The following is a 13,700-nucleotide window of genomic DNA, read 5'->3' on the forward strand; positions in this document are numbered from 1 at the left end:
CTGGCCTAGATAGCCCAACAATGAGCTTTGGAAGGAGAAGTGCCATGCCGCAGATGACCCTTGACGAGTTGATCGCCGCCTATGGCCCCGTGCTGAATGCCCGACCTTCCAGCAAGCCCAGGGATCCCGAGAAACGAGCGTTGTTGCGCCGTTTGGGAGATCCCATCATCGAGCGGGAAAGTGTCGTTGGCACGCGGTCCCTGGGAGAGCGAGCCATGCCTTCCAATTCGGTGAAAAAGACATGAACCAAGGCGAACCAGGGCGTGGGCCCGATTCCCCGCCAACGCTAAAACCCACTCCAGCATTCATCCCACCCTCTTTATTGCTGGCTTTCTCAGAACTCAATGCGGCACCTATTTTGGTGGGTGGAGCTGCTGTGCAGGTCTGGACCGGAAGAACTGATGGGTTGTTCCAAACCGAGGATTTGGATTTCATCACCCATCTTCAGGCGAGCGATTTCACGCGATTCCCAGACTTCAAGCGCGAGGGCCGTTACATCATCGTGGACGGAGTCGCTGTTGAATTTCCTTCTGGGCCATTGGGTGTTGCTGATGTGCACCTAGACGCTGAAAAGGACACGGTTGTGGTTCCAACCTCCACGGGCGGGATGGTTCGCTGCATCCGTCCAGAAGCGCTTTTACTGGACCGTTTGGCTCAAGTAGTTGGCTGGAATCACGCAGATGCATACGTGCAGGCCTTGGCGGTATTGGTGATGCAGGGAAACACGCCGGGATGGGATTGGGCATGGCTTGAATCAGCCTCCAAAAATTCCCGTCTGAGCACTGCCCTTGGATACCTCCGACGCGAATGGGAATCTGGTCGACCGTCACCGGAGAACTTGGATGAAGTGCTTGGGCTGAATTGGGATTCAGTTAAGTTGAGGCCACCCAATGGATGATCTCAAAGACAAGGTCGCGGTCATCACGGGGGGAGCCGAGGGCATCGGCCGGGCCATCGCTATTCGCGCCGCCAGGGAAGGCATGAAACTGGTGTTGGCGGACATCAACGCGGACAGCTTGGCAATCACCGTGGCCGAGCTGGAGGGGCAGGGCGCCGAGGCCATCGGAATCCCCGCCGATGTCTCCAATTTCGATGAGGTGGAAGCCCTGGCAAATGCAGCCTTCACCCGCTTCCACCGGGTGCACCTGCTGGTGAACAACGCGGGCGTAGCGCTATGCAAACCCGCTTGGGCAGTGAGCGTCGAGGACTGGGACTGGGTGCTGGGAGTGAACCTCCACGGCGTCATCCACGGCCTTCAAGCGTTTGTGCCGCGCATGATCTCCGATGGCGAAGAAGGCCGCATCATCAACACTTCTTCAGCCGCAGGCCTGCTGGCCACGCCGGGCTTCGCGGCCTACAGCGTGAGCAAGCACGGTGTGGTGGCCCTCTCGGAAGTGCTGCACCACGACCTGGCTTTGCGGGAGTCCAGGCTCAAGGTGTCCGTGCTCTGCCCGGCCTGGGTGAAGACCCGCATTGCCCAGTCCGAACGGAACCGCGAGGACGCCGAACGGAGCGACCTGAAGACCTTCGACCCGGTGTCCATGAAAATCGCCGCCGCGGTGCTGCAGGCCACGGCCAGCGGCATCGAGCCCGACCGCGTGGCCGAGGCGGTCTTCGAAGCCATCGCTTCGGACCGCTTCTACATCCTCACCCACCCCGACACCAAGGCTGGCGTGAGGGTGCGCATGGAGGACATCCTGCAGGGCCGGAACCCCACGCTGCTGTCCTTCGATGCGGGCGAATGATTGAAGATCAGGACTGGGGACTGGGCTTCTGGAATTGGAAGCGCCGGGGCAGCATGCAGAGGCCCATCAGAATCCCCTGGGAGGCGATGAAGCCCATGAGGGCGACGAAGGCCTCGTCCATGAAGCCGTAGGAGTGCAGGCCCACGCCGAGCATGTTCACGCCGAACCAGGAGAGGCTGGTGATCACGTTGCCGAAGATGGCCATGGTCATGATGCCGCGGTCCCGGGCGATGCCCGCCCAGCGGGCGTGCAGGATGATCGCGTTCCAGAGCACGATGAGCAGGGCGCCGTTCTCCTTGGGATCCCAGCCCCAGAACCGGCCCCAGGATTGATCCGCCCAGATGCCGCCCAGCACCGTGCCCACGAAGCTGAACAGCAGCGAGAAGCAGATGATGCCGTAGGCCATGCCCACCAGTGCTTTGCCGGTCTCGGGATCGGGGTCGGGGGCGATGTGCTTCCAGAGCGTGTAGGCGATGGCGATGGCGCCAGCCAGGAAGGTGCCGCTGTAGCCGATGGTGATGGTCACCACGTGGGTGGCCAGCCAGAAGTTGGAATCCAGCACCGCGCGCATCATTTCCATGGTGTCGCCCTCGGCCAGGTGCTGGGCCACGATGAGTGAACCGAAGCCGGCGGCGGTAGCCACGGCGGTGCCGAAGCCCTTCTTGTACATCCGCTCCAGCACGATGCCCAGGATCACCGCTCCCCACCCCACGAACACCGCGGAGGAATACAGGTTGGTGACCGGCGGCCGGCCCTGCAGGATGATCCGGAAGGCCAGGCCGCAGGTGTGCACGATGGCGCCGACCAGCAGCAGGGAGAAGGCCGTGGGCTGGAGCAGTTCCCCTTTCCAGATCCAGGAGACGAAGATGGTCAGCAGGGCCAGGACGTAGATGATCATGCCCACGTAGAAGGGCTGCGCCCGGTTGAAGGTGATCTCGTTGTTCGCGTGGCTCATGGCCTCGGGCCGGAGGCTGGAGACGAGGCCCTGGAATTCGGCGACGCTGCTGTTGAAGGCTGCGGCATCCTGCGCTCCGTAGGCCGCCGCGATGCGCGACAGGGGCGCGAGGCCGGGATGCAGCGGCTGGCCCATGGCGCTGGCCTGCAGGGCCTCGCCGACGCTCTGCCAGGCTTCCGGTTTCTCCCCGGCGAGGGGAGGCAGGATCCGGAACATCGCCAACTGAGCCAGGGCGCTGTGCATCTCCGCCGCCTGCGGCGCGCCCACGGCCTGGATCTGCACGGCGAGGCCGGGCGTCCCCGCGAGCTGCAGGGTGTTCTTCAGCCGGAAGTACATGTAGACGCGGTCGAACAGGTTCACCACCGCGGACTGGAAGCGGGTGCGCTTCTTGGCGTCGATGGGCTGGGCGACCTTGGCCTGCTTCTCGAGCTCATCGATGTGCGGAGCCAGGGTCTCGAAGCTGAAATAGCGGACCGAGGATTGCTTCAGGCCGATGAGGCCCAGCACATCGGGATCATCGATGTTAAACACCGGCTGTTTGTCGGCCGCTTCGGGACGGAACATCAGGTCCAGGGCCCATTGGTCGGCGCTGATGGTCTTGCCCTCGAAACGGACGCTCTGCTTGCTGCGCATCAGCAGCAGGGAATTCCGCGCGACGGAATCCAGGGGCTTCACCCGGCCCCCTTCGAGGACAGGCAGCTTGCCGAATCCATTGATGTCGAAGCCGTTGGCCCTGCCCGGCGGCATGGCGGAGAAGATGGCCGCGAAGAGGGCTACGGCGCCGACGATCCAGGGGAAAAGTTTGGCGAGTTTCATGACACCTTCTCCTGCCGCTTCGAGAGCGAACGGCGCAGCATGATGGCGAAGTGCACCAGGAGACCGATGGTCACCAGGACGCATGAGATATAGGGCAGCAGCCAGCCTGGATTCTCGACGACCTGCAGGATGGAAAGGGTGTCGCCCTTGCCGAAGCTGGCCTGGTAGAAGGTCCGTCCCTCGTAGCGGAGGGGCTGGTTCATGTAGATCAGGACGTCCCGGGCCTCCCCCTTGGAGGGGTTGGAAATCTGCACGAGGCTTGAGAAGTTCTTGGGGATGTCGGTGCCGGGGTACTTGTCATGGCTGAATTTTTTCAAGGTCAGCGCGTAGGGGAGGTAGTGCCGCGTGGGGCGGATGGACATCATGTAGGTGCGGCCTTCATGGATGAAGGACTGGGGGGCGCCCAGGGCGATGGACACCAGCCAGATGCCGTAGCTGCGGCCCGCCGCGACGGGTTCGACGAACACGGACGTGTTGTTCAGCTCGTTGTCCGCGGATACGACGGCCCGCTCCTCGATCTTGACGCTGGGACCGACGCCCGCGGTGGCGATGGAAGGCGGCTCCATGGGACCCCGGTCCGCCAGCGCGGCGTTCGGGAAGAAGCGCTTCACATTCAGCGTGATGGGGTTGTTGGGCAGATTGACCGTGCTGGCCTTCGCCAGCAGGCTCGTGGGCACGGCGAACACCTCATCGAAGGCGGGATCCGTCACATCGATGATTGCGAGCTCCGTGTCCCGGTAGCTCTCCACGAAGTTCACGGTCTGCCCCTGTTCGATGGCCATGCGGTCGTCCACCTGCAGGGCCGCGGACACGAACTCTCCCGACACCAGCAGGATCAGGCCCAGGTGCACGAGCCAAAGGCCCGCTTTGGCCCAGGTGAATTGCAGGCGTTTCACCGTGGCGGCGAGCAGGTTCAGGGTCAGGATCAACCCTACGATGGTCCCGCCGGGGAAGACGGGAATGATCCAGGTCGACCCTTCAGGCCCCCACCAGACCAGGATGCTGCGCATGTACATGTTGACGGCGCCATAGGTGCCCAGGGGCACCTGGGCCAGCGTGCAGAGCACCACCAGCACCATGAGCAAGGCCAGGGACGCGATGGTGAGCTGGAAGGAGGACAGGACGTCCCAGGCTTTTTGCAGGTATTTGTTAGTCAAGGTGGAGGCTCCCGATGATGCGCATGAAGTCCGGTTCGGCTTTCCCTACGGGGCCGGCGTCGCCCACGAGCTTCAGGAACCAGGTGTTTCCATCGTTGGTGGTGATGAGGCCGGCCACCATGCGGCTCTTGGCCTGGCCCTCTCCGGTGAAGTCGAACACGGAGACCGTGCCGGCCTTCGACTTGATGGGTTTGCGCGCGGCGGCCAGGGCCTGCTCATCGATGGGGCCGAGTCCGATCTGGCCGCGCCAGCGATTGACGTTGCTGAGTTCGCCGCCGGCCATTCCGGGCAGCACCACCACGGTGGCCTCGACCTTCCCTTGGACGGGCGGCTTGAGGGTGGCGTAGCGCATGCCGCCCGCCTCGCCCTCGGTCCAGCCCGGGGGAAGCGACCATTTCAGGGCGCCTTGGCCCGTGGGGCGCGGTGGCGCGGGAACATCGCCCGGGACTCCCATTCCCGGCGGCGGCATCCCGGCCGTCCCCGAAGGCATCGCAGCGGGCGCCGCGGCGTCTTTGGGCACGCGGTAGCGGGTTGCTTCCTCCCGCCGGCATCCAAGCGACAGCAGCAGCATGGGGATGGTCGAGAGAATCAAGGGCTTGGCGATGGTGGATCGAAATTCTGCGGCAGGGGTTTGGCTTCTCGGTCGCAACGAATGGTTCCTCCGGGTGGGATCGCTCGGGCTCCATTTCCTGGAGACCAATCCATGGCTTATAGAGTACCGGTGGTACCGCCAGACTTTCGGTGATTTTGTGCTCAATTGCGCACCGGCGGTGTCCCAGGGGTTCCGGGGGACGGCCAAACGGGTCCGCGGAACTTCCTAATTGATCAAGCGTTCATGGATTGCCGCCGATCCACCCGCCTTGGCCATGGACGGGGAAGGCCATTCCACCTGATGCTGTTGCCATGCTCATCTACCTGGACAACAACGCCACCACGCGGCTTGCCCCCGAAGCGCTGGATGCGATGTTGCCTTTTTTACAGGAAAGTTACGGCAACGCGGGCTCCGGCCACGTGCTGGGGCATCTGAGCGAAGGCGCGGTGGTGCAGGCCCGGGACCTGGTGGCCGCCCTCCTGGGCTGCTCTCCGGCGGAGATCCTGTTCAACAGCGGCGGCACCGAGGGCATCAACCACGCGTTCCGGGGCATTTTCGATGCGTTCCCAAAGAAACGGCATTTCCTCGTCAGCGCGGTGGAACATCCGGCGGTGATGGCCATGTGCGACTGGCTGAAGCGGCAAGGGGCCGAGATCACGCAGTTGGGCGTGGATGCTGAAGGGCGCCTGGATCTGGCCGAGCTGGAAGCCTCCATCCGGCCGGACACAGCGCTGGTATCCCTCATGGCCGCCAACAACGAGAGCGGCGTCTTGTTCCCCTTGGAGGAGATCGCGCAGATCGCCAAAGAAAAGGGGGCCTTGTTGCATGTGGATGCCACCCAGGCCATCGGGAAAGTGGCCATGGACCTGGCCGGGCTGCCCATCGATCTGTTGAATTTCAGCGGCCACAAATTCCATGGGCCCAAAGGCACCGGAGCGCTGTTCATCCGGCGCGGACTCCGGTTGAAACCTTTCATGCTGGGAGGCCATCAGGAGCGGGGCCGGCGCGGCGGAACCGAAAATGTGCCGGGCATCGTCGGACTCGGCGCCGCTTGCGGATTGGCGATGGGGCACCTTCCCCAAGTGGCCGCCATCGGTGGGTTGCGCGACCGCCTTGAATCGGCCATCCAAGCTGGCATTCCGGAGGTCCGCATCAACGGAGCGGGCGCACCGCGGCTCGCCAACACATCATTCTTGAGTTTCAAGGGGCTCGAAGGCGAGGCTTTGCTGTTGAAGCTCAGCGAGCGCGGCGTCTGCGTGTCCACGGGCAGCGCCTGCACCACGGGCCAGAAGGAACCGAGCCATGTGCTGCGGGCCATGGGCGTGCCGGCGGAATTCGCGATGGGGACGATCCGGATTTCGCTGGGCCGGTACACCACCCCCGACGAAATCCAGGCCGTCTCGGAGATGCTGCCTGGCATCGTGCGGGACCTGCGGGATTCAAGCCTGTTCGCAAGGGCTTGAAGCCTCATCTCCGGTGGCTTGCCGGCCGCAGTTCCAGATTGCTGAGCTGGCCGCTTTTCCAGGTGGCCACGAGTTCCTGTCCATCGCTGTCCCTGAACGTGAGGATCCGGGAGCGGGTGAAGGGCGATTGATACCGATGGATGCTGAATTCCTGGGCTCCTTCCACCGGATTCACGGGCAGCTTGCCCAGAGCTGGCCGAAGGGTCTTCATGGATTCCAGAAAGGCGCCCTCGCTCGGGTAGTGCGCGCGCAAGCCTGGTTCCTGTCCGTAGAGGGCCAGGGCCTCGCGGTCCTCGCCGCACCGGAGCATCAGCTTCCGGAAATCTTCCCATTCCCGCTGCTTCTTCAAGGCATTGGCATTTTTCCGCGCGGTCCGGAGCGCCTTCCGGTCCTCCCCGAAAAAGATCCGAACAATTCCCTCGCCTTGGATGGGGCCCGCCAGGTCGCCGCCCCGGATCTCCACCCGCATCCAGGCTCCGCCCGATCCCTGGACCGAGGCTGCGGCTTCGCCGGGGTCCGCGTCGGGCGAATAGGTGGGGCCTTCGGACGGCTCCTGGACGGGCACATCGCCAACCTTGGCCCGCCAGGCGCGGACCGTGTCCAGGAAGTCCTGGTCGCTGGCGTAGGCATCAGCCAGGGCGGGGTTTTTCGCGAAGAGATCCTTGACGCCTTCATCAGTCTGCAAGCGGGCATGGACGGTCCGGACCACCGGCCATAGCTGGGCCCTGTGGCGCAAGGCCAGGCCGCCGATGGAGGCGGTCATCAGCAGGGGGAGGCCCACCATCAGCCCCGTCCCGATGAGCGCCCACTTGAGCCAAGGCCGGCTGGACGCCCGAGGCATCCCGCCGCCATTGTCCCAACTGCTATCGCGCATGGTGTTCACCGGCCTGATCTACGCACTAGCGCGTCCGACGCTTAGAGCGTGTTTTAAAATTCCCCCGCGCCGCGCTGGGAGCGCCGGGCGAGCAGGGCAAGGCAGCCGACCACGGCGTATCGCCTATACGCCACGGGAGGGTAACGCAGCCCTACGAAGCCCGCCGCCCCAGCCCGGGGGGACGGGGCCAGCCGCGCGCACCACGGCGTCACGGGCCTTGAGCGTATGACATATACGCTGCTGCGGCCCCTTCCTTGTGTTGCATCGCGGCTGACCTCCGTCGCGGCACGGGGGAATTTTAAAACACGCTCTTAGGGCTTTCCTTGGGATCATGCGTTCAGGTTTCGGAAGCGCTGAGGATCGCATCGGCGCAGGTGGCGATCCTCCCAAGGGCTTCCTGGATTCCCCCCGCCTCGATATCCCGATGCGTGATGAAGCGCAGGGCCGAGCCCACGCTGGTGGCCAGCACGCCCAGTCCCCGCAAGGCCTCCGTGGAGCTGGGCACCGAGGGCACGGGCACCAGCAGGATGTTCGTCTCGGGCGTCTCCAGGTGGAAACCGAGCTTCCGCAGGCCGGTCGCAAGTTCCATGGCTTTGGCGTGGTCCTCGGGGATCCGGGGCAGGTAGTCCAGCGCCACCAGCCCGGCCGCGGCCATGACGCCACCCTGGCGGACACCGCCGCCCAGCATTTTGCGGATGCGGCGCGCTTCTTCGATTTTCTCCGCGGTGCCCGCCAGGAGGGAACCCATGGGGGCGCCGAGGCCTTTGCTGAGGCACACGCTCACCGTATCTGCGCCATCTGCCAACTCATGCACCAAAACGCCCAAGAAGGCAGCCGCATGCCACAGGCGTGCGCCATCCAGATGCACCGCGAGCTTTTTTTCTTGGGCTGCTGCTGTCAGTTCGCGATGGTCCTGGAGGCTGAGGCAGGTGCCGCCGGCGAAATTATGGGTGTTCTCCAGGCAGAGCAGGGTGGTGCGCAATGTGTAGTAAGGGCCGCTGCTTCCCGCAGCCTTGCGCACCTGGTCGCCGGTGATGCGGCCGGATTTTCCGGTCCAGGGCAGGGCCTCGGGCATGCCCCCCGCGAGCCATGCGGCGGTGCCCAGTTCCGAACCCAGCACGTGGGCCTGGGCGGGAGCCAGGAAACGGTCGCCCCGCCGCAGGTGCAGCATCATGGCGATGCCGTTGGCCATGCAGCCCGTGGGCGTCCACAGCGCCGCCTCCTTGCCCAGCACCTCCGCGACCTTGCGCTCCAGGCGATCCAGGGTGGGGTCCCGCTCCAGCACGTCATCCCCGACCTCGGCCTCCGCCATGGCGGCGCGCATTTCAGGGGACGGCTTGGTGACTGTGTCGGAACGGAAATCAAGGATTCGCATGGCTTCATTATTCACGGGAATGGAGGGGAGGATGGCAAACTCAATCTTTACGCCGGGAGTCTGAATGCAACTTTGGCACGCCATCCTGCTGGGCCTGATCCAGGGCCTTACGGAATTCTTGCCGGTGTCCTCCACCGCCCATCTGACCTTGGCCGAACATCTGATGCTGGGACGGGGCATGCCGTTGGCCTTCGACGTATTGCTGCATGTGGGCACCCTGCTGGCGCTTTGCGTCTACTTCCGAAAAGAGCTGTTCCAGGTCTTCATGGGCATCATCGGGAAGGATGCCGAGGGACGCAAATCGGCCCTTTGGCTCTTCATCGCCATGATCCCGACGGGCATCTTCGGGCTTGCCACCAAGGGCATCAAAGAAACCGCGAAGCAGCATCTCTGGGTTTACGGCATCGGCCTGCTGGTGACCGCCTGGATGCTCTACCTGGCGAATGAGCGCAGCAAGAAACAGGCTGGCCGCGACCTCGAAGCGCTGACGGCGAAGGATGCCCTGGCCATCGGCGCCATCCAAGGACTGGGCGGGGGTTTCGGTCTCAGCCGCAGCGGCTCGACGATTTCCGTAGGAGTGTTCAGCGGGCTTAAATTGCCCTCATCCACCCGCTTCAGCTTTCTGCTGGGCATTCCCACCATCGCCGCGGCCGCCTTGCTGGAGGCGAAGGAGCTGGTGGTGCCCATGGTCAAACATCTGCCGATGCCCGAGGAGATGCGGTTTCCAGCCGGCTCCATCAATCCGGTCCTCGCCTGCGTCGTCGGCGTGGCGGTGGCCGCAGTGTCCGGCTACTTCGCCATCGGCGTCCTGGATCGGTTCACCCGCTCCCCGAAACTCAATGGTTTCGCGTTCTACTGCCTTTGCATGGGGCTGGCGATGCTGATCCTGGGCACGGTCGGCGTGGACGGGTTCTTCTACGCGACGACCATGCAGCATCCCTAGAACGGATCAAGCCCTTCCGCTGATCCCTGCCGCTGTTCCGCTCGCCGATCCCTGCGGCCCGTTGGCCGGTTTGCGGACGGGGGCTTGGGCTTCTTTCCTAGACTGGCTTCATCGCTTCAACAGGAGTTTTCGTGATCCAGGTGACGGACCTTCACAAAGCCTTCACGGTGAAGGACGGAAAGACCAAGGCCAAGAAGCGCATCGAGGCCGTGCGCGGCATCTCCTTCCAGGTGAACCCGGGCGAGATCTACGGCCTGCTGGGACCGAACGGGGCCGGGAAATCCACCACGCTGCGCATGATCGCGACCCTGATGCAGCCGGACCAGGGCACCATCGAAGTCTGCGGGCTGGATACCCAGAAGGAGGGCGAGAAAGTCCGCGGCAAGCTCGGCTACCTCTCCACGGACATGAATGTCTACGAGCGCTTCACGCCCCGGGAACTGCTGCGCATTTTCGGCGAGTTCCAAGGAGTCGATCCCACCATCGCCGAGCGCCGGGGCCTCTACCTGCTGGAGAAGCTCCAGCTCATGGATTTCACCGATGTGAAGATGGATGGCCTCTCTTCGGGCCAGAAGCAGAAGGTCTCCATCGCCCGGGCATTGCTGCACGATCCCAAGGTGGTGATCTTCGACGAACCCACCACGGGGCTCGATGTGCTCACGGCCAAGACCGTGCTGGACCTGCTGCGGGTGATGAAGAGCGAGGGCCGGACCGTGATCGTGAGCACCCATGTCATGCCGCTGGTGGACGAGATCTGCGACCGGGTGGGCATCATCTTCGATGGGGAACTCTATGGGGACGCGCCGCCGAGGGAAATACTCGGCCGCTACTCGGTGCGGACCCTGGATGAAGTCTTCTTCCAGTTGGCGGCGGGAGGTGCAAGGTGAGGGGCGTTGGACTGATCTTCAAGAAAGAGTGGATGGAGTTCTCCAAGGACCGGCGGACGCTGTTCTTCACCTTCGTGATCCCGCTCATCCTGTTTCCGGCCATCTTCATGATGATGACCAAGATGGCCCAGGGCGATTCGAACCGCCGGCGGGGCCAGGCGAGCCGCATCGTCCTGAATGATCCGGGCGGCGTGGTGAAGGCCTTCCTGCTCGGAGACGCCAAGGCCTTCCAACTGGTGGACGGTCCAGGGGGAGACCTGAAACAGGCTTTGCGGGACAAGAAATTCGAGCTGGCGGTGGACGTGGAAGCCGAAGCGCCCGGGAAGCTGCAGCGCCAGGAGCCCTTCACCGTGAAGGCGATGGTGGATGAGAGCGAACAGGCTTCGGAACTGGCCCTCAAGCGCCTGAAAGAGGCTTTGAAAAAACAGGACCAGGTCTGGGTGCAGGCGCGCCTGGAAGCCATCCGGGCGCCCAAGGATCTTCCGAAGCCCACCAATCTGATCACTGAAAAGGCCAGCGACTTGGCCCTTGAACTCAGCAAGATGCTCGGACTCTTCGTTCCCTACATCCTGCTCATCGGCCTTTACACCAACGCGATGCAGCACGGCGTCTACATGACCGCCGGAGAAAAGGAGCGCCACACCATGCTGAGCCTCCTCTCCACGGCCATCCCCCGCAGCCACGTCATCTGGGGCAAGCTCCTGGCCACCTTCTCCATCGGCGTCCTCGGCACGGTCATGAACGTAGTGGGCATGAGCCTGGGCTTCACCCTTCTCGGCCACCAGGTGGCGGGCTCGGAAGCCGCCACGGCCGGAGCGGCCGCGGCGCCAAGCCTCAGCTTCTCTTCCCTGGCCAGCCCATCGACCTTGGGCCTCACCCTGCTGCTGCTGGTCCCGCTGGGCCTGTTCTTCTCCAGCATCATCCTGGTGCTGGGCACCCAGGCGAAAAACACCCGGGAGGCCATGACGGCCATCACGCCAGGCATTTTCGTGGTGGTCATGCTGGGGGTTTTCTCCACGGCCCCCGGCCTGGAGAAGATGGCTGCGCTGCCCTATGTGCCGGTGCTGAACGTGGCCCTCACGATCCGGAAATTGTTCTCCCATCAATTCGTGGCCTGGCAGTACATCCTGGCTTTCGTCATGACGTCGGGGCTGGCCGCGGCCATGGCCTGGCTGTCCACGAACATCCTGAACCGGGAGTCGGCGATCTTCAGGCAGTGAAGGCCCGGCAGCCGGTGCAGGACCCGTTTCCTCCAATCCGTGGTTGAATCAAGGTTGCGGCCCTGCGATATGATTCAGGTCTGAAACACTTGCGAGGATTCGAATGGCTAAGGCGAAACAACCGAGCGCGACAGCTACACCCTTGCTCCCCAAGGCTATCGACAGCCAGCTCACCAAGGCCCTCGGCCTGGTGGGTTCGAAGCACTACGCCGAGGCGCTGGAAATCTTCAAGGCCCTCGCGGGGCCAGCGAAGGAGACGGGGAATATCGCCCTGCAGCGGACTCTGCGCAATTACCTCGTGGTGTGTGAACAAAAGACCACCAAGGCCGCCAAGGCTGCGGCTGGGCCCGAGGGCGAAGCCCAATGGCTGTTGAACAAGAAGGACTCTGCCGGTGCCTTGTCGCTGCTGGAAAAATCCATCAAGGCCGCGCCCACCAGCGGAATTTTACACTTCCTGAAGGCGACGGCCCACGCGCAGCTCGGAGATGCGGAGGCCGCCGCTGAAGCGCTCAACCGTTCGATGCTGCTGAATGGCGACCTGCTGCACCTTTACCGGCTGGAAACGGATTTCGACGCGGTCCGCAACATGGCTCCTTTCGCGGCCATCGAACGTTCCTGACCCTTCATGGCGCTGCATCCGGACCTGCCCCTTCGAGTGGTGACCCTCGGGGGCGGGACGGGGCTGGCTGCCCTGCTCAGGGCCCTGAAATCAGAAGCTGAGCGGCCGGACCAGCCCTGGCAGCTCACCGGCATCGTCACGGTGTCGGACAACGGAGGATCTTCGGGACGGCTCCGGGAGGAACTCGGCGGCATCCCGCCCGGGGATCTGCGCAATTGCCTGTCGGCGCTCACCCGGCAGGAATCCATCCTCAGCGACCTGTTGAGCTACCGGTTCAAAGGCGAAGGAAGCCTGGCGGGACACAGCCTGGGCAACCTCATGCTGCTGGCCATGGTGGACATCACCGGGGATTGGGTGAAGGCCATCCGGGAGCTGAGCGGCGTGCTGGTGACCGCGGGGCGGCTCTTTCCGTCCACCACCGTGCCTGTGACCCTTTGCGCCACGGATGCCGAAGGCCGCTCCTATGTCGGCGAAACCGCCGTCAACGAAACCAAGGCGCCCATCCGGTCCATCTGGCTGGAGCCCGAAGCCCCGGAACCGCTGCCGGAAGCGATGCTCGCCATTCTGCGGGCGGACCTGATCCTCCTGGCGCCGGGAAGCCTCTACACCTCCACCCTGCCGAACCTGTTGATTCCGGAATTGCGGCGCGCCCTCCAACAGACGAACGCCCCGATCCTGTACGTGGCCAACTTGATGACCGAAGCCGGCGAAACCAGCGGGTTGGACTTGGAGGGCCACCTCCGGGCGATCCTGGACATCGGCGGCGTGCGGCCCACAGCGGTGCTGGTCAATGATTCCCTGCCTTCGCCCGAGGTCATGGCCCGCTACCGGGAGGAAGGCGGAGCTCCGATCCTGCCATCGGGTCCGGAGACCGCGGGCATTCCCGTGACCGCCAGACCCTTGCTGGACCTGGATGCGTCCGCGGCGAGGCATCATCCGTCGAAGGTGTTGAAGGCTGTCCGGGAAATGATTACAAATTATTAACAGGCCAATTCTGCCCTCGGGACGGCCAGCCTATTCATCTGTGCGTAAAATACTTGCCTGAGCTACTGGA

General features: G+C 63.8%; 14 protein-coding genes. 9 read left to right on the forward strand and 5 right to left on the reverse strand.

Annotation, left to right across the window (positions count from 1 at the left end; genetic code table 11):
• Nucleotides 1–44: 44 nt before the first annotated feature.
• From IPQ13_15140 to IPQ13_15150, 3 genes are read left to right on the forward strand one after another with little or no spacing between them, the layout of a single operon-like run.
• Nucleotides 45–245: a hypothetical protein gene (locus IPQ13_15140; GenBank protein MBL0212226.1), complete on the forward strand. Its 201-nt coding sequence runs from the start codon at nucleotides 45–47 to the stop codon at nucleotides 243–245.
• Complete coding sequence (locus IPQ13_15145) at nucleotides 242–898, forward strand: hypothetical protein (protein MBL0212227.1); 657 nt, start codon at nucleotides 242–244, stop codon at nucleotides 896–898. Before IPQ13_15140 ends, IPQ13_15145 begins: the two co-directional genes overlap by 4 nt.
• Entirely contained in the window at nucleotides 891–1,745 is an 855-nt protein-coding gene (locus tag IPQ13_15150; protein ID MBL0212228.1) for an SDR family NAD(P)-dependent oxidoreductase, read from the forward strand. Before IPQ13_15145 ends, IPQ13_15150 begins: the two co-directional genes overlap by 8 nt.
• Before the next feature lie 7 nt (nucleotides 1,746–1,752).
• Here IPQ13_15150 and ccsA read toward each other — a convergent pair whose 3' ends face one another.
• The 3 genes from ccsA to IPQ13_15165 form a co-directional block, all read right to left on the reverse strand.
• Complete coding sequence (ccsA, locus tag IPQ13_15155) at nucleotides 1,753–3,516, reverse strand: cytochrome c biogenesis protein CcsA (GenBank protein MBL0212229.1); 1,764 nt, start codon at nucleotides 3,514–3,516, stop codon at nucleotides 1,753–1,755.
• Complete coding sequence (locus tag IPQ13_15160) at nucleotides 3,513–4,595, reverse strand: cytochrome c biogenesis protein ResB (GenBank protein MBL0212230.1); 1,083 nt, start codon at nucleotides 4,593–4,595, stop codon at nucleotides 3,513–3,515. The genes ccsA and IPQ13_15160 overlap by 4 nt, the downstream gene beginning before the upstream one ends.
• Nucleotides 4,596–4,665: 70 nt before the next feature.
• Nucleotides 4,666–5,265 (reverse strand): hypothetical protein, encoded by a 600-nt coding sequence (locus tag IPQ13_15165; GenBank protein ID MBL0212231.1) that lies wholly within the window; start codon nucleotides 5,263–5,265, stop codon nucleotides 4,666–4,668.
• A gap of 311 nt (nucleotides 5,266–5,576) precedes the next feature.
• Here IPQ13_15165 and IPQ13_15170 point away from each other — a divergent pair, with 311 nt between their 5' ends.
• The gene (locus IPQ13_15170; GenBank protein ID MBL0212232.1) at nucleotides 5,577–6,728 is read left to right on the forward strand and encodes an aminotransferase class V-fold PLP-dependent enzyme; all 1,152 of its coding nucleotides are present in this window, start codon (nucleotides 5,577–5,579) and stop codon (nucleotides 6,726–6,728) included.
• Between the two features lie 4 nt (nucleotides 6,729–6,732).
• On the opposite strand, the gene IPQ13_15175 is transcribed toward IPQ13_15170, so the two are convergent.
• Nucleotides 6,733–7,602, reverse strand: a complete 870-nt coding sequence (locus tag IPQ13_15175; GenBank protein ID MBL0212233.1) for a hypothetical protein — start codon at nucleotides 7,600–7,602, stop codon at nucleotides 6,733–6,735.
• A 337-nt stretch (nucleotides 7,603–7,939) separates the two neighbouring features.
• The gene (locus IPQ13_15180; protein ID MBL0212234.1) at nucleotides 7,940–8,977 is read right to left on the reverse strand and encodes an aminotransferase class I/II-fold pyridoxal phosphate-dependent enzyme; all 1,038 of its coding nucleotides are present in this window, start codon (nucleotides 8,975–8,977) and stop codon (nucleotides 7,940–7,942) included.
• A gap of 64 nt (nucleotides 8,978–9,041) precedes the next feature.
• On the opposite strand from IPQ13_15180, the gene IPQ13_15185 reads away from it, so the two are divergent.
• The 5 genes from IPQ13_15185 to yvcK all read left to right on the forward strand — a co-directional run bounded on the left by IPQ13_15185 (nucleotide 9,042) and on the right by yvcK (nucleotide 13,630).
• Nucleotides 9,042–9,920 (forward strand): undecaprenyl-diphosphate phosphatase, encoded by an 879-nt coding sequence (locus tag IPQ13_15185; protein MBL0212235.1) that lies wholly within the window; start codon nucleotides 9,042–9,044, stop codon nucleotides 9,918–9,920.
• 131 nt (nucleotides 9,921–10,051) lie between these two features.
• Nucleotides 10,052–10,807: an ABC transporter ATP-binding protein gene (locus IPQ13_15190; protein ID MBL0212236.1), complete on the forward strand. Its 756-nt coding sequence runs from the start codon at nucleotides 10,052–10,054 to the stop codon at nucleotides 10,805–10,807.
• A complete protein-coding gene (locus tag IPQ13_15195) occupies nucleotides 10,804–12,027 on the forward strand; it encodes an ABC transporter permease (GenBank protein ID MBL0212237.1) in 1,224 nt (407 codons plus the stop codon). Before IPQ13_15190 ends, IPQ13_15195 begins: the two co-directional genes overlap by 4 nt.
• A gap of 103 nt (nucleotides 12,028–12,130) precedes the next feature.
• Nucleotides 12,131–12,646 (forward strand): hypothetical protein, encoded by a 516-nt coding sequence (locus IPQ13_15200; protein MBL0212238.1) that lies wholly within the window; start codon nucleotides 12,131–12,133, stop codon nucleotides 12,644–12,646.
• A 6-nt stretch (nucleotides 12,647–12,652) separates the two neighbouring features.
• Nucleotides 12,653–13,630, forward strand: a complete 978-nt coding sequence (gene yvcK, locus IPQ13_15205; GenBank protein MBL0212239.1) for a uridine diphosphate-N-acetylglucosamine-binding protein YvcK — start codon at nucleotides 12,653–12,655, stop codon at nucleotides 13,628–13,630.
• Nucleotides 13,631–13,700 lie beyond the last annotated feature (70 nt).

The sequence above is a fragment of the Holophagaceae bacterium genome, from assembly GCA_016720465.1.
Lineage (GTDB): Bacteria > Acidobacteriota > Holophagae > Holophagales > Holophagaceae > JANXPB01.